Origin of the sequence: Scandinavium manionii, from assembly GCF_024764775.1 — a bacterium.
Classification (GTDB): domain Bacteria; phylum Pseudomonadota; class Gammaproteobacteria; order Enterobacterales; family Enterobacteriaceae; genus Scandinavium; species Scandinavium manionii.
The window spans coordinates 95,881-115,836 of record NZ_JALIGC010000039.1; the positions used below are offsets into that span (position 1 = coordinate 95,881).

The 19,956-nt window shown below is 55.6% G+C and carries 17 protein-coding genes; 14 read left to right on the plus strand and 3 right to left on the minus strand.

Going from position 1 to position 19,956, the window contains the following annotated elements:
* Position 1: 1 nt before the first annotated feature.
* The 11 genes from pbpC (at position 2) to MUU51_RS14975 (ending at position 12,874) form a co-directional block, all read left to right on the plus strand.
* Positions 2-2,326, plus strand: a complete 2,325-nt coding sequence (gene pbpC, locus MUU51_RS14925; protein ID WP_258968041.1) for a peptidoglycan glycosyltransferase PbpC — start codon at positions 2-4, stop codon at positions 2,324-2,326.
* A 157-nt stretch (positions 2,327-2,483) separates the two neighbouring features.
* Positions 2,484-2,915, plus strand: a complete 432-nt coding sequence (gene ndk, locus MUU51_RS14930; RefSeq protein WP_159776223.1) for a nucleoside-diphosphate kinase — start codon at positions 2,484-2,486, stop codon at positions 2,913-2,915.
* 149 nt (positions 2,916-3,064) lie between these two features.
* On the plus strand, positions 3,065-4,231 hold the full coding sequence (gene rlmN / locus MUU51_RS14935) for a dual-specificity RNA methyltransferase RlmN (protein ID WP_159776220.1): 1,167 nt from the start codon (positions 3,065-3,067) through the stop codon (positions 4,229-4,231).
* Positions 4,232-4,495: 264 nt separating this feature from the next.
* Positions 4,496-5,515 (plus strand): cytoskeleton protein RodZ, encoded by a 1,020-nt coding sequence (rodZ, locus tag MUU51_RS14940; RefSeq protein ID WP_159776218.1) that lies wholly within the window; start codon positions 4,496-4,498, stop codon positions 5,513-5,515.
* A gap of 26 nt (positions 5,516-5,541) precedes the next feature.
* A complete protein-coding gene (ispG, locus tag MUU51_RS14945; protein WP_110508939.1) occupies positions 5,542-6,663 on the plus strand; it encodes a flavodoxin-dependent (E)-4-hydroxy-3-methylbut-2-enyl-diphosphate synthase in 1,122 nt (373 codons plus the stop codon).
* Between the two features lie 93 nt (positions 6,664-6,756).
* Positions 6,757-8,031, plus strand: coding sequence for a histidine--tRNA ligase (hisS, locus tag MUU51_RS14950; RefSeq protein ID WP_159776216.1), 1,275 nt, complete (start codon positions 6,757-6,759; stop codon positions 8,029-8,031).
* 33 nt (positions 8,032-8,064) lie between these two features.
* Entirely contained in the window at positions 8,065-8,685 is a 621-nt protein-coding gene (locus MUU51_RS14955; RefSeq protein WP_159776214.1) for a YfgM family protein, read from the plus strand.
* A gap of 10 nt (positions 8,686-8,695) precedes the next feature.
* Entirely contained in the window at positions 8,696-9,874 is a 1,179-nt protein-coding gene (gene bamB, locus MUU51_RS14960) for an outer membrane protein assembly factor BamB (protein WP_159776211.1), read from the plus strand.
* An 83-nt stretch (positions 9,875-9,957) separates the two neighbouring features.
* The gene (gene der, locus MUU51_RS14965; protein ID WP_159776208.1) at positions 9,958-11,436 is read left to right on the plus strand and encodes a ribosome biogenesis GTPase Der; all 1,479 of its coding nucleotides are present in this window, start codon (positions 9,958-9,960) and stop codon (positions 11,434-11,436) included.
* A gap of 74 nt (positions 11,437-11,510) precedes the next feature.
* Complete coding sequence (locus MUU51_RS14970) at positions 11,511-12,602, plus strand: Gfo/Idh/MocA family oxidoreductase (protein WP_258968246.1); 1,092 nt, start codon at positions 11,511-11,513, stop codon at positions 12,600-12,602.
* Between the two features lie 50 nt (positions 12,603-12,652).
* Positions 12,653-12,874 carry a zinc ribbon domain-containing protein gene (locus MUU51_RS14975; RefSeq protein ID WP_159776205.1) on the plus strand — a complete coding sequence of 74 codons (222 nt, stop codon included), beginning with the start codon at positions 12,653-12,655 and terminating at the stop codon, positions 12,872-12,874.
* A gap of 39 nt (positions 12,875-12,913) precedes the next feature.
* Here MUU51_RS14975 and xseA read toward each other — a convergent pair whose 3' ends face one another.
* Positions 12,914-14,296, minus strand: coding sequence for an exodeoxyribonuclease VII large subunit (gene xseA, locus MUU51_RS14980; RefSeq protein WP_258968042.1), 1,383 nt, complete (start codon positions 14,294-14,296; stop codon positions 12,914-12,916).
* A gap of 160 nt (positions 14,297-14,456) precedes the next feature.
* On the opposite strand from xseA, the gene guaB reads away from it, so the two are divergent.
* The 3 genes from guaB (at position 14,457) to MUU51_RS14995 (ending at position 19,014) form a co-directional block, all read left to right on the plus strand.
* Positions 14,457-15,923, plus strand: a complete 1,467-nt coding sequence (gene guaB / locus MUU51_RS14985) for an IMP dehydrogenase (RefSeq protein ID WP_159464390.1) — start codon at positions 14,457-14,459, stop codon at positions 15,921-15,923.
* A 67-nt stretch (positions 15,924-15,990) separates the two neighbouring features.
* On the plus strand, positions 15,991-17,568 hold the full coding sequence (guaA, locus tag MUU51_RS14990; protein WP_110508957.1) for a glutamine-hydrolyzing GMP synthase: 1,578 nt from the start codon (positions 15,991-15,993) through the stop codon (positions 17,566-17,568).
* 192 nt (positions 17,569-17,760) lie between these two features.
* On the plus strand, positions 17,761-19,014 hold the full coding sequence (locus MUU51_RS14995) for a tyrosine-type recombinase/integrase (protein ID WP_258968043.1): 1,254 nt from the start codon (positions 17,761-17,763) through the stop codon (positions 19,012-19,014).
* On the opposite strand, the gene MUU51_RS15000 is transcribed toward MUU51_RS14995, so the two are convergent.
* Both MUU51_RS15000 and MUU51_RS15005 read right to left on the minus strand, forming a co-directional pair.
* Positions 19,011-19,562: a phage N-6-adenine-methyltransferase gene (locus MUU51_RS15000; protein ID WP_258968044.1), complete on the minus strand. Its 552-nt coding sequence runs from the start codon at positions 19,560-19,562 to the stop codon at positions 19,011-19,013. The genes MUU51_RS14995 and MUU51_RS15000 overlap by 4 nt on opposite strands.
* Positions 19,555-19,860 carry a PerC family transcriptional regulator gene (locus MUU51_RS15005; RefSeq protein WP_133460556.1) on the minus strand — a complete coding sequence of 102 codons (306 nt, stop codon included), beginning with the start codon at positions 19,858-19,860 and terminating at the stop codon, positions 19,555-19,557. The genes MUU51_RS15000 and MUU51_RS15005 overlap by 8 nt, the downstream gene beginning before the upstream one ends.
* Between the last annotated feature and the right edge of the window lie 96 nt (positions 19,861-19,956).

Sequence of the window (19,956 nt, forward strand, 5' to 3'; positions counted from 1 at the left end):
GATGACATTCTCTCGACTCAAAAAATCCCGCTGGCTTTGGCTGGCGGGTTTTTTCCTTTTTAGCGGACTGGCGGCCTGTGTGGCCGACCATCTCTGGCCACTCCCACTCAATGAGGTCACTCCCGCACGCGTCGTTGTGGCGGAGGATGGCACGCCGCTGTGGCGCTTTGCCGATGCCGAGGGGATCTGGCGCTATCCGGTCACCATTGAAGAGGTTTCTCCGCGCTATTTGCAGGCTCTGATCCAGTACGAAGATCGCTGGTTCTGGGATCACCCGGGGGTAAATCCGCTGTCGGTGCTGCGTGCGGCGTGGCAGGATCTGCGCGCCGGACGGGTGATTTCCGGCGGCAGCACGCTCACGATGCAGGTGGCTCGTCTGCTCGATCCGCATCCTCGTACCTTCGGGGGAAAAATTCGTCAGCTGTGGCGCGCTTTCCAGCTGGAGTGGCATCTCGATAAACGTCAGATCCTGACGCTGTATCTCAACCGCGCGCCGTTTGGCGGCACGTTGCAGGGGATTGGCGCGGCGAGCTGGGCTTATCTGGGTAAACCGCCACAACAGCTCAGCTACTCCGAAGCCGCACTGCTGGCGGTGCTGCCGCAGGCGCCCAGCCGTTTGCGGCCCGATCGCTGGCCGGAACGGGCTCAGGCTGCACGCGATAAGGTACTCGAACGCATGCTGACGCAGGGGGTATGGTCGCCACAGGTGGTCAAAGAAGCTCGACAAGAACCCGTCTGGTTGTTCCCACGGCAGATGCCTCAGCTGGCGCCGCTGTTTTCCCGCCGGATGCTGGCAAAAAGCCACAGTGAAAAAGTCGTCACTACGCTGGACGTTTCTCTCCAGCGTCAGTTGGAAGAGCTAGCGCTGAACTGGAAGTCGCGTCTGCCGCCGCGCAGTTCGCTGGCGATGATCGTGGTCGATCACACCAACATGAAAGTGCGCGGCTGGGTCGGATCGGTGGACATCAGCGATGACAGCCGTTTTGGTCATGTGGATATGGTCAGTGCGGTGCGATCGCCGGGATCGGTGCTGAAACCGTTCATCTATGGCCTGGCAATGGACAACGGGCTTATTCATCCAGCTTCTTTGTTACAGGACGTTCCACGGCGTTTCAGTGATTATCGACCGGGAAATTTTGACAGCGGTTTCCACGGCCCGGTTAGCATGAGCGATGCGCTGGTGCGTTCACTGAATCTCCCGGCGGTGCAGGTGCTGGAAGCCTACGGGCCGAAACAGTTCGCCGCACGTCTGCGCAATGCCGGATTACCGCTCATTTTGCCCGGCGGCGCAGAGCCGAATTTATCGATGATCCTCGGTGGGGCCGGGGCGCGGCTGGCGGACATCACTGCCGCTTACAGCGCGTTTGCTCGCCACGGGCAAGCCGGACGATTGCGCATGCTGCCCGGTGATCCACTGATCGAGCGCTCGCTGTTGTCTCCGGGTTCGGCGTGGATTATTCGTCGCATTCTGGCGGGTGAGGATCAGCCGTTGCCGAACGGCTCACTGCCTGCGGTGGTCCCGCTGGCGTGGAAAACGGGCACCAGCTACGGCTACCGCGATGCCTGGGCTATCGGGATTAACGCGAGGTATGTGATTGGCATCTGGACCGGGCGTCCGGACGGCACGCCGGTGGTCGGTCAGTTTGGTTTTATCAGCGCTATTCCGCTGTTGAATCAGGTCAGTAATATGCTTTTAGCCCGCACCTCGTCGGCCAAAAAGGGTCTGCCTGTTGACCCGCGCCCAGACTCCGTTAGCGCGGGCAACATCTGCTGGCCAGGCGGGCAGGCGCTGGTGGCGGGTGACAGCAACTGCCGCCGTCGGCTGTCGACCTGGCTGCTGGATAACAGCCAGCCGCCGACGCTGCTGCTCCCAGGCCAGGACGGCCTGCGCGGGATTCGCTTCCCGGTGTGGCTGAATGCCCAGGGGCAGCGCGTGGCACCAGATTGTCCTGACGCAAAACAGACGACGCTCGACGTCTGGCCGTTACCGCTGGAGCCATGGTTGCCGGCGAGCGAACGGCGAGCGGCACGTTTGCCCGCCGCATCGAAAAGCTGTCCGCCGCTGCATCAGCAGGATTTGATTCCGTTGACGTTATCGGGCGTGCGCGACGGGGCTATCATCAAACGTCTGCCGGGTGAAACGCAGGCGGCAGTCGCGTTGCAGACCAACGGCGGGGAAGGGCGGCGCTGGTGGTTTATCAACGGAGAGCCCACGGATAACACGGGATCGAATATTACGCTGTCTCTGGATAAAACCGGTGAATACCAGCTGGTGGTCATGGATGAGGCTGGACAGGTTGCGGCCGCAACCTTTACCCTGCAATAAATGCACTTTCAGTGGGTTACGGGTGCGTGTTGCTAACATTCGTCTTATTTTAACAAAATGTTACCTTCAGCCATATGCAGGGGCATTTTTGCTCACTATAATGCGCGCCAGGTATTCGCCCGAATGCACAACAACAGAACAGAAAACAGAGGTTATCATGGCTATTGAACGTACTTTTTCCATCATCAAGCCTAACGCGGTGGCAAAAAACGTTATTGGCAACATCTTTGCGCGCTTTGAAGCAGCAGGGTTCAAAATTGTCGGTACCAAAATGCTGCACCTGACCGTTGAGCAGGCTCGTGGCTTCTACGCAGAACACGATGGCAAACCTTTCTTTGACGGCCTGGTTGAGTTCATGACCTCCGGTCCAATCGTGGTTTCCGTACTGGAAAGCGAAAACGCCGTACAGCGTCACCGTGACCTGATGGGCGCAACCAACCCGGCAAACGCACTGGCCGGCACCCTGCGCGCAGACTACGCTGACAGCTTCACCGAAAACGGCACCCACGGTTCTGACTCCGTTGAGTCCGCACAGCGTGAAATCGCGTACTTCTTCGCAGAAGGCGAAGTCTGTTCCCGTACGCGTTAATAATTTCGTAAATGCCGCGTGCAAACGTGGCATCCGTGCGCCAAAATTTGTACAATGCAACGCCCCCGGAAGAGCAGATTGCTCGCCGGGGCGTTTCTTTTTCAACCCTCCAGGGGCCATAACGTGTAATAACGAGGCCGGAATACACTATGTCTGAACAAATTGTCACACCTGAAAACGTCTCACTGACGGTTCCCAATCAAGATGCCAAAATCAACCTGCTGGATTTAAACCGTCAGCAGATGCGTGAGTTTTTCAATAATTTAGGTGAAAAACCTTTCCGCGCCGATCAGGTGATGAAGTGGTTGTATCACTATTGCTGCGATGACTTTGATGAGATGACCGACATCAATAAAGTCCTGCGTAATAAGCTGAAAGACGTCGCTGAAATTCGCGCCCCGGAAGTGGTGGAAGAGCAGCGTTCCTCAGACGGTACGATCAAATGGGCTATCGCCGTGGGCGATCAGCGCGTTGAAACGGTGTATATCCCGGAAGATGACCGCGCCACGCTGTGCGTTTCTTCTCAGGTTGGGTGTGCGCTGGAATGTAAATTCTGTTCTACCGCGCAGCAGGGCTTTAACCGTAACCTGCGCGTGTCCGAAATTATTGGTCAGGTCTGGCGTGCTGCGAAAATTATCGGCGCGCAGAAAAAGACCGGCGTGCGTCCAATTACCAACGTGGTGATGATGGGCATGGGTGAGCCACTGCTCAATCTGAATAACGTCGTTCCGGCGATGGAAATCATGCTCGATGACTTCGGTTTCGGCCTGTCCAAACGCCGCGTTACGCTCTCCACGTCTGGCGTGGTGCCTGCGCTTGAGAAGCTTGGCGACATGATTGACGTTGCGTTGGCTATCTCCCTGCACGCACCAAACGATGAAATTCGTGACGAAATTGTACCGATTAACAAAAAGTACAATATCGAAACGTTCCTTGGTGCCGTGCGCCGCTATCTGGAAAAATCCAACGCGAACCAGGGCCGTGTGACCATTGAGTATGTGATGCTCGACCACGTCAACGACGAAACGGATCACGCGCATCAGCTGGCGGAACTGCTGAAAGATACCCCATGTAAGATTAACCTGATTCCATGGAACCCGTTCCCGGGGGCGCCGTATGGCCGCAGCTCTAATAGCCGAATTGATCGTTTCTCAAAAGTTCTGATGGGCTACGGTTTCACGACCATCGTGCGTAAAACTCGCGGAGATGACATTGATGCCGCCTGCGGACAGCTGGCCGGTGATGTTATCGACCGTACCAAACGTACCATGCGCAAACGCATGCAGGGTGAACCGATTGCGGTGAAAGCAGTCTGATAGACTGTACTCCGCGCACATTTTTCTGCGCGGAGTCTAAAATGTTTAAGGAATAAACGAAACGCACTGATCCGGTTAATAATTACGGTGCGTTTCTGCCTGGTTTGAGGCAGTATGTAGCGGGGCAACAACAGGTTAGCCTTACGTTTAAAAGGTTAGCCTAACGTGTTAATACTGTCTGTCGGATGACGGGCATGAGATGTTTCGCGGTGCGGTGTTTTCCGCCACCAGAACCTTAAATTTACGTAGCAGCAGCTGTAGCGAATGAATACTGAAGCCACTCAAGACCCACAAGCAGCACAAAGCACGGGGACGCGCCTGCGTAACGCCCGTGAACAACTCGGACTCAGCCAGCAAGCCGTCGCTGAACGCTTATGCCTGAAGGTTTCCACGGTTCGCGATATTGAAGACGACAAGGCGCCAGCCTCACTCGCTTCAACATTCCTGCGTGGCTACATCCGTTCCTATGCCCGTCTTGTTCACATTCCTGAAGAAGAGCTTTTGCCCATTCTGGCAAAAGAGGTGCCTGTTCGCGTCGCGAAAATGGCCCCAATGCAGAACATGTCTTTAGGCAAACGTCGTAAGAAACGCGACGGTTGGCTGATGAGCTTCACCTGGCTGGTTCTGTTTGTTGTTATCGGCCTGACCGGTGCCTGGTGGTGGCAAAACCACAAAGCGCAGCAGGAAGAGATTTCGACGATGGCGGATCAGTCCAGCGCTGAACTGAACGCTAACGACAGCAGCAACAGTCAGAATGTCCCGCTGGATACCAGCGGTGCACAGAGTCAGGCCCCTGACGCAACGGCAAACAATTCGCAACCCGCTCCTGCCGCTGATGCCAATGCGCCAGCCGCAACGGCACAGACCACGCCAGCGCAAACAGCGCCTGACGCACAGAACAACGCCGTGGTTTCGCCATCTCAGGCAAACGTGGATAACACCGCGACGGCCGCCAACCCTGCAACGCCGGCTGCACCACTGCCAACCGATCAGGCTGCGGTTACGCCAACGGCGAGCCCGAATGCGCTGGTGATGAACTTCAACGCCGACTGCTGGCTGGAAGTGACCGACTCTACCGGTAAAAAACTGTTCAGCGGATTACAGCGCAAAGACGGTACGCTCAATTTAGAAGGCCAGGCACCGTATAAGCTTAAAATCGGCGCTCCGGCGGCAGTACAAATTCAGTTCCAGGGTAAACCTGTCGATCTGAGCCGCTTTATCAGAACAAACCAGGTTGCACGTCTGACCCTGAATGCCGAACAATCACCGGCTCAGGCTCAGTAACAGACGCGCCACGCGGGAGATTTTTCATGCATAACCAGGCTCCAATTCAACGTAGAAAATCAACACGTATTTACGTTGGGAACGTGCCTGTTGGCGATGGTGCTCCCATCGCCGTACAGTCCATGACCAACACGCGCACCACCGATGTGGAAGCCACGGTCAACCAGATTAAAGCCCTTGAGCGCGTCGGCGCGGACATCGTCCGCGTGTCGGTGCCGACCATGGATGCGGCCGAAGCATTCAAGCTTATCAAGCAGCAGGTCAATGTGCCGCTGGTGGCCGATATTCACTTTGATTACCGAATCGCGCTAAAAGTAGCCGAATACGGTGTCGACTGTCTGCGTATCAATCCCGGCAATATCGGCAGCGAAGAGCGTATTCGCATGGTTGTTGACTGCGCACGCGATAAAAACATTCCTATCCGCATCGGCGTCAACGCCGGATCGCTGGAAAAAGATCTGCAGGAAAAATACGGCGAGCCGACGCCGCAGGCGCTGCTTGAATCCGCCATGCGTCACGTCGATCACCTCGATCGTCTGAACTTCGATCAGTTCAAAGTCAGCGTAAAAGCCTCCGATGTGTTCCTCGCCGTAGAGTCTTATCGTCTGCTGGCGAAGCAAATCGATCAGCCTCTGCACCTCGGGATCACCGAAGCAGGCGGCGCACGTGCCGGTGCGGTTAAATCGGCCGTTGGCCTTGGGTTGCTGCTCTCTGAAGGGATCGGCGACACGCTGCGTATTTCGTTGGCGGCGGATCCGCTTGAAGAGATCAAAGTCGGTTTCGATATTCTTAAATCGCTGCGCATCCGCGCTCGCGGGATCAACTTCATTGCCTGCCCGACCTGTTCGCGTCAGGAATTTGATGTGATCGGCACCGTGAATGCGCTGGAACAGCGCCTGGAAGACATCATTACCCCGATGGACGTTTCGATCATCGGCTGCGTGGTGAACGGTCCGGGTGAAGCGCTGGTGTCTACCCTCGGTGTCACCGGCGGGAATAAGAAAAGCGGCCTGTACGAAGACGGCGTGCGTAAAGACCGTCTCGACAACGACGATATGATTAGCCAGCTCGAAGCGCGTATTCGCGCCAAGGCCAGCATTCTCGACGAAGCGCGTCGTATCGACGTGCAGCAAGTCGAAGCAAAATAACGTATTGGGAAGCAGCACGCTTCCCGTGTATGATTGAACCCGCAGGCGCTCCGGGCGTCAGGGTTCATTTTTGTATCTATAAAGAGAAAAAACGTGGCAAAAAACATTCAAGCCATTCGCGGCATGAACGATTACCTGCCGGGCGAAACCGCTCTCTGGCAGCGCATTGAAGGCACTCTGAAACAGGTGCTCGGCAGCTACGGTTACAGCGAAATCCGTTTGCCGATTGTAGAGCAGACCCCGTTATTCAAACGCGCGATCGGCGAAGTGACCGACGTCGTTGAAAAAGAAATGTATACCTTTGAGGACCGCAACGGCGATAGCCTGACGCTGCGTCCGGAAGGGACTGCGGGCTGCGTACGCGCCGGCATCGAGCATGGTCTTCTGTACAATCAGGAACAGCGTCTGTGGTACATCGGCCCGATGTTCCGCCATGAGCGTCCGCAGAAAGGGCGCTATCGTCAGTTCCATCAGCTGGGTTGCGAAGTCTTTGGCCTGCAGGGCCCGGACATTGACGCCGAGCTGATTCTCCTTACCGCGCGCTGGTGGCGTGCGCTGGGCATTTCTGAACACGTTCGTCTTGAGCTGAACTCTATCGGCTCGTTGGAAGCGCGCGCGAATTACCGCGAAGCGCTGGTCGCCTATCTGGAGCAATTCAAAGATAAGCTCGACGAAGACTGCAAACGTCGCATGTACACTAACCCACTGCGCGTGCTGGATTCCAAGAATCCTGACGTTCAGGCGCTGCTCGATAACGCGCCTGCACTGGGTGATTATCTCGACGAAGAATCTCGCGAACACTTTGCCGGTCTTTGTGCGCTTCTGGACGATGCGGGCATTGCCTACACCGTAAACCAGCGCCTGGTTCGCGGTCTCGACTACTACAACCGCACCGTTTTCGAATGGGTTACCAGCAGCCTGGGCTCTCAGGGCACCGTCTGCGCGGGTGGTCGTTACGACGGTTTAGTCGAGCAGCTCGGTGGTCGCGCTACGCCGTCCGTTGGCTTCGCGATGGGTCTCGAGCGTTTAGTTTTACTGGTTCAGGCAGTCAATCCGGAATTTAAAGCCGATCCCGTTGTCGATATATACCTGGTAGCCTCTGGCGCCGGTACTCAGACCGCCGCATTGCGTCTGGCTGAAGCGCTGCGTGATGAACTGCCGGCCATTAAACTGATGACCAACCACGGTGGCGGTAACTTCAAGAAGCAGTTTGCTCGTGCCGATAAGTGGGGCGCTCGCGTCGCACTGGTATTGGGGGAATCTGAAGTCACTGAACGCAATGTGGTGGTAAAAGATTTGCGCTCAGGTGAGCAGACGACTGTAACGCAGGACAGCGTTGCCGCGCATTTGCGCACACTGCTGGGCTAATTGCCCAGGACTATTATTCAGGAGAAGAACTGCGTGGAAGTCTACAGTAACGATAACGAACAGGTCGACGCACTTAAAACTTTCTTTGCTGAGAACGGCAAAGCGCTGGCAGTGGGTGTTGTACTGGGGATTGGAGCGCTGGTTGGCTGGCGTTATTGGTCTTCGCATCAGGAAAACAATTCCCGCGAGACCTCACAGGCCTATGCAAGCGCCGTGAGCACCCTGAAAGCGGGCAAACCTGACACCTACGCCGCGGTGGAAAATATCGCAGCGAATCAAAAAAATGCTTACGGTGCGTTTGCCGCACTGGAACTGGCGCAGCAATTTGTTGATGCGAACCAGCTGGATAAAGCAGAAAAACAACTGCAACTGGGACTGGCAGCCGCGCCTGACGATAACCTGAAATCGGTTATCAATATGCGTCTGGCACGCGTCCAGCTGCAAATGAAACAGCCTGATGCAGCACTGAAAGCCCTTGAAGGTATTAAAGGGGAAGGCTGGACAGCAATCGTCGCGGATTTACGCGGTGAAATCCTGTTAAGCAAAGGCGATAAGCAGGGGGCTCGTGCCGCCTGGGAAGCTGGCGTAAAAAGTGATGCTTCACCGGCGCTCAGCGAAATGATGCGCATGAAAATGAATAATTTGTCCATCTGAGAGGGACCCGATGCAATTGCGTAAATTACTTTTGCCAGGACTGCTGTCTGTTACGTTATTGAGCGGTTGTTCACTGTTTAACAGCGAAGAAGACGTTGTGAAAATGTCCCCGCTGCCAACGGTTGAAAATCAGTTTACCCCGACGACCTCCTGGAGCGAGTCCGTAGGTAGCGGTATTGGCGATTTCTACTCTAACCTGCACCCGGCGTATGCCGACAGCGTAGTGTACGCGGCAGACCGTAAAGGCACCGTGAAAGCACTGCACGCGGAAAGCGGGAAAGAAGTATGGTCTGTGAACCTGGCGGAGAAAGACGGCTGGTTCTCTCACTTACCGGCGCTGCTGTCTGGCGGCCTGACGGTAAATGGCGGCCACGTGTATGTCGGCTCCGAGAAAGCACAGGTTTATGCTCTGAATACCAGCGATGGTACCGTGGCATGGCAAACCGGCGTTGCCGGTGAAGCGCTGTCCCGTCCGGTTGTGAGTGACGGCGTTGTGCTTATCCACACCAGCAACGGTCAGTTGCAGGCATTGAACGAGACCGACGGCGCAATCAAATGGACCGTTAACCTCGACATGCCAGCGCTTTCTCTGCGTGGCGAATCCGCTCCGGCGACTGCGTTTGGGGCAGCGATTGTGGGTGGCGATAACGGCCGCGTCAACGCCGTGTTGATGCAGCAGGGCCAGTTGATTTGGCAGCAGCGTATTTCTCAGGCCACTGGCCCGACCGAAATCGATCGTCTGAGTGACGTGGATACGACGCCAGTCATCGTGGATGGTGTTGTTTACGCGCTCGCGTACAATGGCAACCTGACCGCGCTGGATCTGCGCAGTGGCCAGATCATGTGGAAACGTGAACTGGGCTCGGTGAATGATTTTGTTGTCGACGGCAACCGTATTTATCTGGTCGATCAGGACGACCGTCTGCTGGCGCTCAGCACCGATGGTGGTGTGACGCTGTGGACGCAGAGCGATCTATTACACCGTCTGCTGACGTCTCCAGTGCTGTATAATGGCAGCCTGGTCGTCGCAGACAGTGAAGGTTACATGCACTGGATTAACCCGCAGGATGGCCGCTTCGTTGCTCAGCAAGAAGTGGACAGCTCAGGATTCCTGACCGATCCTGTGGTAGCCGATGGGCAACTGCTGATCCAGGCGAAAGACGGAACGCTGTACTCCATTACACGTTAAGTCTGTTCGTAGTCAGCATTGCAAACGGCCCCTGTTTTAGCAGGGGCCGTTTTACTGTTTTTAGAATTTAAGAGGCATTTATCATGGTACCTGTGGTCGCGCTTGTCGGGCGCCCTAACGTTGGAAAATCCACGCTGTTTAACCGTCTGACGCGCACGCGAGATGCGCTGGTCGCGGATTTCCCGGGTCTGACTCGTGACCGTAAGTACGGTCGTGCTGAAGTGGAAGGCCGCGAGTTTATCTGTATCGATACCGGTGGTATCGATGGCACGGAAGAAGGCGTGGAAACGCGCATGGCGGAACAGTCGCTGCTGGCAATTGAAGAGGCTGATGTCGTGTTGTTTATGGTTGATGCACGTGCCGGGCTGATGCCTGCGGACGAAGGTATCGCCAAACACCTGCGTTCACGCGAAAAGGCGACGTTCCTCGTTGCTAACAAAACTGACGGTATCGACCCGGATCAGGCGGTCGCGGATTTCTGGTCTCTCGGCCTCGGTGAAATTCACGCGATTGCTGCGTCCCACGGCCGTGGCGTTACCAGTCTGATTGAACACGCGCTGCTGCCATTTATGGACGAAGTCGCGCCGGTTGAAGAAGTCGACGAAGACGCCCTGTACTGGGCTCAGTTCGAAGCAGAACAGAATGGCGAACCGATTGAAGAGCCGGAAGATGACTTCGACCCGCGCAGCCTGCCAATCAAACTTGCTATCGTTGGTCGTCCGAACGTCGGTAAGTCAACGCTAACTAACCGTATTCTCGGTGAAGACCGCGTTGTGGTTTACGACATGCCTGGCACCACGCGTGACAGCATTTACATCCCGATGGAACGTGATGAGCGTGAATATATCCTCATCGACACCGCCGGGGTGCGTAAGCGCGGAAAAATTACGGATACCGTAGAAAAATTCTCGGTTATCAAAACCCTACAGGCGATTGAAGACGCCAACGTGGTTATGCTGGTTATTGATGCCCGTGAAGGCATTTCTGACCAGGACCTCTCGCTGCTCGGCTTCATCCTCAATAGTGGGCGCTCACTGGTTATCGTGGTCAACAAATGGGATGGCCTGAGTAACGAAGTGAGAGAGCAGGTCAAAGAGACCCTCGACTTCCGCCTGGGCTTCATCGATTTCGCCCGCGTGCACTTCATTTCAGCTCTGCACGGTAGCGGCGTAGGCAACCTGTTCGAATCCGTGCGCGAAGCTTACGACAGCTCAACGCATCGTCAGAGCACCGCAATGCTGACCCGCATCATGAACATGGCTGCGGAAGATCACCAGCCGCCTCTGGTTCGCGGTCGCCGCGTGAAGCTGAAATATGCGCACGCTGGGGGTTATAACCCGCCGATTGTGGTTATCCACGGTAATCAGGTGAAAGACCTGCCGGATTCCTACAAGCGCTACCTGATGAACTACTTCCGTAAATCACTGGAAGTAATGGGTACGCCAATCCGTATTCAGTTCAAGGAAGGGGAAAACCCGTTCGCGAACAAGCGTAATACCCTGACGCCGAATCAGATGCGTAAGCGTAAGCGTCTGATTAAACACATTAAAAAAGGTAAGTAAGCGCCAACGTTTTTCTGGCGCGGTACCGATACTAACCCGCCTGATGGCGGGTTTTTTTGTTTCTGAGGTTTATGATGAAAATGGGTTTCATTGGTCTTGGCGCGGTTATCGACACTGCGTATCTACCCGCGCTTAAGCGCCTCAACGTACCGCTGACGGACTGTTACGGTTTTGATATTGATGAGTCCAGAGCGCCTGCGGGCATCACCCGCTGCGATTCACTCGATGCGCTGCTGGCGACACAACCCGAGATGGTGTTCATCACCACCGGGTCGCTGTGGCATTTGCCGGTGCTGGAACAGGTACTGAAATCTGCGGTGCCGCGCATCGTGGTGGAGAAGCCGGTTGCCGCCACGCTGGAACATCTCGCCCGGCTTCAGACACTGTTAGCGATGCCGGAAAACGTGAGCCGCGTACTCGCACTGGACCATTGGATGGCACGTGACGGCGTGACGCAGTTGCTTTGCGGTAAGCCGGAAAGCGACTGGATGCCGGAAGCGGATTATCCGACGGTGCCGGCCCCCATTTCAGCCCTTGCGGATATCGTTAAAATCGAAGGGTATCTGCTCGAGCCGAGCGGGTTTAATGATAAAGGTGAGCCGGTTGCGCTGAATTTCGCCACTGGCGAACCTGACACTCGCACGCTTCGTCATCCTGATGGCGTGATTGTGGATATCGGCACGCACGTGCTGGCGATGATGCACGAAACGCTGGCAGCTATTGGTACCAACGACCGCCTGAGTCTGACGCTGTGCGAAGCCAAAGATCGTTTGGGCAACGCCATTGCGATGGGCGATACCACCACCGCAGAAGGTAGCGCGCATTTGCAGGGTGAGCTGTGTGGCATTCCGCTGGAGATGTGGCTGAACAAATATGCGGGGCCAGCCGGTGGGCAAAAAGGCGTTCGCCTGCATTTGAGAAACGGAACCATTCTGAGCCAGGACCGACGCGGTTCCGGTGAAGTGCTGGAAGTGTGGCAGGGCGAAAATGTGCAGCGCTGGAAAATGGAAGGCCCGGTGTACGATCGCTGCCTGGCGCGACATATCCTCGGGGCTAAAAGCGTATTCGCGCGCGCACCTGAACAGGTCAGCCAACTGACCCAACGCCGCATTGCAGAAGTGACGGCGCTGCTGCAGTTACAGCAGCAACTGCGCGGTTCGCATTGAGGCCTGTGGTAAAATGGCCTGAAGATTTCCGTATGACGAAGGAGCCAACGATGGAACTGAAGTGTCCGGTTTGTGAAGAGCCGCTGGAGCAGCAGGGCGGCAGCGCGCATTGTTCGCAGTGTGAGCAAGATTTCGCCTTACAGGCGCTGTGCCCGGAATGCCATAAGCCGCTGGACGTGCTGAAAGCCTGCGGTGCGGTGGATTATTTTTGCCAGAACGGCCATGGTTTGATTTCGAAAAAGCGCGTGGAGTTTGTGGTCATCGCGCCATAAGAAACCGTGAAATGCCCGGTGGCGCTTCGCTTATCGGGCTTACTCAGTCGGTTTCGCTTTGCGCGTCCGCGTTTTCTTCACTGGCGTGATTTTAGTGACTTCACTTTCTACCACTCCATCTTCCAGACGCGTTGTCAGTGTGTCTCCGGCATTCAGCTGTTTGGTCTTTTTGACCAGCTTGCCGTTGGCTGCGGTCGTCACGCTATAACCGCGTGCTAACGTCGACAACGGGCTAACGGCCTCAAGATGCGTCACCGCATTGCCAAAGCGTTCACGCGTTGTGCTGAGTTGCGCACGAAGCGTCTGCGCCAGACGATATTCCAGTTGCTGAATACGCGTTTGCGCGCGATAAATTCGCGGTTGTGGATTTTGCTGATTCAGCCGCTGAATCACTCGCTGCTGACGCTGAGTGGTTTTTTTCAGCTGATTATCTAATGCAAAGCTCATGCGCTGGCGCAGTCTGTCGAGCACCGTTTGCTGACGCGCGAGGCGCAGCTGCGGATGCTGCTGTTGCAGACGATGCTGAAGCTGGCTGAAGCGGCGGTTGCGGTTAGCGATGAAATAATCCATCGCCATTTCCAGCCGCTGTTGGGCCGACTGTACCTGGCGCAGCAGTTCTTGCTGATTGCGGCTGACCATTTCGGCGGCAGCAGACGGCGTCGGTGCGCGTAAATCCGCCACGAAATCGGCGATAGTGACATCGGTTTCATGCCCGACGGCGCTGACCACCGGAATGCGGCTGGCAAAAATCGCCCGCGCCACGCGTTCGTCGTTGAAACTCCACAAATCTTCCAGCGAACCGCCGCCGCGCCCGACAATCAGCACGTCACACTCTTCACGCTGGTTCGCCAGTTCAATGGCGCGGACAATCTGACCCGGCGCATCGTCACCCTGAACCGATGTGGGATAAATCACCACCGGCAGCGACGGATCGCGACGTTTGAGGACGTGAAGGATGTCGTGCAATGCGGCACCGCTTTTCGAGGTAATCACCCCGACGCAGTGTGCAGGCGTTGGCAAAGGCTGCTTGAATTGCTGATCGAACAGGCCTTCCGCGGACAGCAGTGCTTTAAGCTGCTCGTATTTTTGCTGCAAAAGCCCTTCGCCCGCAGGCTGCATGCTTTCGACGATAATCTGGTAGTCACCGCGTGGTTCGTACAGTGTGATGTTCGCGCGAACTAAAACCTGCTGGCCGTGCTGCGGACGAAACGTGACCCGGCGATTGCTGTTGCGGAACATCGCACAGCGCACCTGGGCGTTGTCGTCTTTGAGGGTAAAATACCAGTGCCCGGAAGAGGGCTGAGAAAAGTTGGAGATTTCACCGCTGATCCACACTTGGCCCATTTCTCGTTCCAGCAGCAGACGAACCGACTGATTCAGGCGGCTAACGGTAAAAATTGCGGGGGATTGAGAAGGCAACATGTGAGCGAGATCAAATTCTAAATCAGCAGGTTATTCAGTCGATAGTAACTTGCTCAGGTGCGATCGCAAGCATTTTTTGCAAAAAAGTGTAGATGCAACCGATTACGCTCTGTATAATGCCACGGCAATATTTATTAACCTTCAGGTAGAGATATTGCCCATGCTACGTATCGCCAAAGAAGCACTGACGTTTGACGACGTCCTCCTCGTTCCCGCTCATTCCACCGTTCTGCCGAATACTGCTGATCTCAGCACGCATTTAACGAAATCCATTCGCCTGAACATTCCTATGCTCTCCGCAGCAATGGACACCGTGACGGAAGCGCGCCTGGCAATTGCCCTGGCTCAGGAAGGTGGCATCGGGTTTATTCACAAAAACATGTCTATCGAGCGTCAGGCGGAAGAAGTTCGCCTCGTGAAGAAATACGAGTCCGGCGTGGTTTCTGACCCACAATCCGTTTTGCCAACCACCACGCTGGCCGAAGTAAAAGAGCTGACCGCGCGTAACGGTTTTGCCGGTTACCCGGTCGTGACTGAAACCAACGAACTGGTCGGTATCATCACTGGCCGTGACGTGCGTTTCGTGACCGACCTCAGCCAGCCGGTCAGTGTGTACATGACGCCGAAAGAGCGTCTGGTCACCGTACGTGAAGGCGAAGCTCGTGACGTCGTGTTCGGTAAAATGCATGAAAAACGTGTGGAAAAAGCGCTGGTTGTTGATGCGAATTTCCACCTGATTGGCATGATCACCGTAAAAGATTTCCAGAAAGCCGAACGTAAACCGAATGCGTGTAAAGACGAGCATGGTCGTCTGCGTGTGGGTGCGGCCGTTGGCGCTGGTGCCGGTAACGAAGAGCGCGTTGATGCACTGGTTGCCGCGGGCGTTGACGTTCTGCTGATTGACTCCTCTCACGGCCATTCCGAAGGCGTTCTGCAACGCATTCGTGAAACTCGCGCGAAATACCCAGACCTGCAAATCATCGGCGGTAACGTGGCTACGGGTGCAGGCGCCCGAGCCCTGGCTGACGCGGGCGTGAGCGCGGTGAAAGTGGGTATCGGTCCTGGCTCTATCTGTACTACCCGTATCGTGACCGGCGTAGGTGTCCCGCAAATCACTGCCGTTTCTGACGCGGTTGAAGCGCTGGAAGGCCTGGGCATTCCGGTTATCGCCGATGGCGGCATCCGTTTCTCCGGTGACATCGCCAAAGCCATCGCTGCGGGTGCAAGCGCAGTCATGGTCGGTTCTATGCTGGCGGGTACCGAAGAATCTCCGGGTGAAATCGAACTTTACCAGGGCCGTTCTTACAAATCTTACCGTGGTATGGGCTCTCTGGGCGCGATGTCAAAAGGCTCCTCAGACCGTTACTTCCAGAGCGATAACGCTGCCGACAAACTGGTGCCGGAAGGTATCGAAGGTCGCGTGGCGTACAAAGGTCGCCTGAAAGAGATCATTCACCAGCAGATGGGCGGCCTGCGCTCCTGTATGGGCCTGACCGGCTGTGGTACCATCGACGCGCTGCGTACCAAGGCTGAATTCGTACGCATCAGCGGGGCGGGCATTCAGGAAAGTCACGTACATGACGTGACCATCACCAAGGAATCCCCGAACTACCGCATGGGTTCTTGATTATTTCCCGCGCCCGGCTTATGCCGGGCGCTTTGATTTTGTTTCACTTGCCCTGGAATTACCGTCAATGACCGACAATATTCATAAACATCGCATTCTTATCCTCGATTTCGGTTCTCAGTACACTCAACTGGTTGCACGCCGCGTGCGCGAGCTGGGCGTATATTGTGAACTGTGGGCCTGGGACGTTACCGAAGCACAAATTCGTGAGTTCAATCCGAGCGGTATCATCCTGTCCGGCGGCCCGGAAAGCACCACTGAAGACAACAGCCCGCGCGCGCCAGAGTACGTCTTCGAAGCAGGCGTCCCGGTTCTCGGCGTGTGCTACGGCATGCAGACCATGGCGATGCAGCTCGGCGGCCACGTTGAAGGCTCTAACGAACGTGAGTTTGGCTACGCGCAGGTAGAAGTCAGAACTGATAGCGCGCTGGTTCGTGGCATCGAAGACGCCCTGACCGCAGAAGGCAAGCCACTCCTCGATGTATGGATGAGCCACGGCGACAAAGTGACCGCCATCCCGTCTGATTTCGTGACCGTTGCCAGCACCGAAACCTGCCCGTTTGCCATTATGGCTAACGAAGAAAAACGCTTCTACGGCGTGCAGTTCCACCCGGAAGTGACGCACACCCGTCAGGGCCTGCGTATGCTGGAGCGTTTCGTGCTCGATATTTGCCAGTGTGAAGCTCTGTGGACATCAGCAAAAATCATCGAAGATGCGGTTGAGCGTATTCGACAGCAGGTTGGCGACGACAAAGTGATCCTCGGCCTGTCCGGCGGCGTCGATTCTTCCGTAACCGCGATGCTACTGCACCGCGCTATCGGTAAAAATCTGACCTGTGTGTTCGTCGACAACGGTTTGCTACGCCTGAATGAATCTCAGCAGGTGCTGGATATGTTCGGCGATCATTTCGGTCTGAACATCGTGCACGTGGAAGGCGAAGAGCGCTTCCTGAGCGCGCTGGCGGGCGAAAACGATCCGGAAGCGAAACGTAAAATTATCGGCCGCGTGTTTGTCGAAGTATTCGATGAAGAAGCGTTGAAGCTCGAAGACGTGAAATGGCTGGCGCAGGGGACTATCTACCCTGACGTGATTGAATCCGCCGCCTCCGCGACCGGTAAAGCACACGTCATCAAATCTCACCACAACGTGGGCGGCCTGCCGAAAGAGATGAAGATGGGCCTGGTTGAACCGCTGCGTGAACTGTTCAAAGATGAAGTGCGCAAAATCGGTCTGGAACTGGGTCTGCCGTACGACATGCTGTACCGCCACCCGTTCCCGGGGCCAGGCCTCGGCGTGCGCGTGCTGGGCGAAGTGAAGAAAGAGTACTGCGACCTGCTGCGTCGTGCGGACGCTATCTTCATCGAAGAGCTGCACAAAGCTGACCTGTACAACAAAGTCAGCCAGGCATTCACCGTGTTCCTGCCGGTCCGTTCCGTCGGCGTGATGGGCGATGGCCGTAAATACGACTGGGTAGTCTCCCTGCGTGCGGTCGAAACCATCGACTTTATGACTGCGCACTGGGCGCACCTGCCGTACGATTTCCTCGGTCGCGTCTCCAATCGCATCATCAACGAAGTGAACGGTATTTCCCGCGTGGTGTATGACATCAGCGGTAAGCCGCCAGCAACGATTGAGTGGGAATGATGTATAGCTAGTTCATAGCACATCATATCTATTCAGTTTCATCATTAACCCTCTGTATTCGCAGAGGGTTTTTGTTTATATCTACTCATGTCTATTCACTCTATCTCATATTTTTCGTCGGTATGCGTGACGGTATTACCCTAAAGGTATACTCTCATACCGTCAAAAACATGGATGCCGAACGGGTGAATTTTGCTTACCGATACCAAACTCAAAAACCTGAAGCCTCAGGACAAACTCTACAAAGTATCTGACCGTGACGGCCTGTACGTCGCCGTGCTCACGTCAGGCTCTGTCTCGTTCCGGTACGACTATCGCATCAATGGCCGCCGGGAAACGCTGGTGATTGGTCAGTACGGGCGTGACGGTATCACCCTGGCGGAAGCGCGCGACGAACTGATATCCGCCAAAAAGCTGCTCAAGGCAGGCCAGTCGCCAGCTGCGGCAAAGCGTGACGGTATTAAAAAGATCCGCGGGGCTGAGACATTCGCGGTACATACCGACAGTTACATGAAGTACATCATCCTGGCTGACAGTACGCGAGCCATGAAGCAGGCCGTTCTCGACCGAGACATACTTCCAGTATTGGCGAATAAGTTGATGGCTGAGATAAACACTGCCACGGTTCGCGACCTGTGCGATCGAATCGTTGAGCGTGGCGGGAGGGCGACGGCTGTACAGGCCCGGGAGATAATCAGCAGCGTATACCGTCATGCAAATGACCGTGGACACGGACTGTTCAACCCGGCTGCTGACATCAAGCCATCATCGATCGCTTTGTTCAAGCCGCGTGAGCGCGCCCTGCAACCTGAAGAGATCGGTGTATTCTTCAGAGCGATGGATAAAGTCGGGGCGATGGCCACGATGAAACTGGCGTTGAAGTTGGTGCTGCTGACAATGGTTCGCAAAAACGAATTTATCAATGCCGTGTGGTCTGAGGTCGATTTTAAAAAATGGGCATGGACGATACCGGCAGACCGGATGAAAGGCAGCAGGCCCCACGTGATTTATCTACCACGACAGGCGCAGGATTTAATGATCGGGTTGCAGATGTGTGCTGGTGGAAGTGAATTCCTGCTGCCGGGCCGGTATTCAGTAAGCAAGCCGTTATCAAATGGCGCACTGAACAGGCTGATCAACGCTACTGTTGACGCTGCGCAGGAGTCCGGGCAAAACCTTGAACCGTTTTCCGTGCATGACCTGCGCCGCACAGCCAGCACGTTGCTTCATGAGGCCGGGTATCCGTCTGACTGGATTGAAAAGGCGCTGGCGCATGAGCAGAAGGGGGTTCGCTCGGTGTACAACAAAGCAGAATATTCGCGACAGCGCGCATACATGTTGCAGCAGTGGGCCGATATGGTTGATTCCTGGATTAACGGGGATCACACCGATCTGGTGCCGTTCTCCCCGTCAAAGTTTGAGAAGTGGATGGAAGGAAAGGATTAAGCGGCCTCCCTGCGCGCCAGCAGTTTGTTTCCGAACGCCATCAATTCATCTCGATCAACTGTCGAAAATGCACAGTGCGTACGCGGATATGGACGCCAGATCAGAAGCATAGACCCTTTATTATTTCCGCTGACCGGTTTCCCAGTTAGCGGATTGATAAATGCCAGCCGACCAGCGGTGATAAGGCGAACTTCGCTGGCAGTCTCGATAGCTTCACGGAACCAACCGACGGAGGTGTCTGCCGGGATTAACATTACAGTGCCGATCTGATTCAGGCTCTCTGCTGCTGCCTTTTTCACGAATGGAGTTATATCGCTATATGGTGGATTTAGCCATACGTAACCTGGCACGGTCATGTGCTCATACCATGGCGTGATCAACGTGTTTTGCTCGGCGGTGATGAACCGCCTGCACAACGCGTTATGTTTGGCAGCAGCCGCATCAAGTTGAAAACAAAACTCGGCGTTGAGAGCGGAAAACAATGCCGGTGGCGTTCGCCATAAATCGCGCTGTTCAGCAGGTGTGTTGCTTCCAGTGTAATCACTCATAAACCACCCCGCCGCAGCCGGTTGCTATACCGGAATATTCACCACGACGCAGGCCATTACCCCGCGCTATACACTGATTGCGCCGTACCGCGATACGTGCGCGCTCAACTTCACCTTTTGCGGCATCCATACATTCCAGCCACAGACGGGCGGCAATGCGGTATTGCCCGCGACCTTCACGCTCCACGGCACGGGTTTCAATCTCCAGCGCTGCCGCAGTCTCCGCCACGACCTTCTCGGATCTGCGTAGCGGAACATAGTTCTGGCGGTACCGTTCCGCTCTTGAAAGACCTTTCATCGTATCCAGCCCTCTGTTGCAATGAGCGCCAGCAGGAACAGCCAGGCGCCGATAGCGGCCAGGCAACTGTACCAGCCTGACCATTTACCGATATGC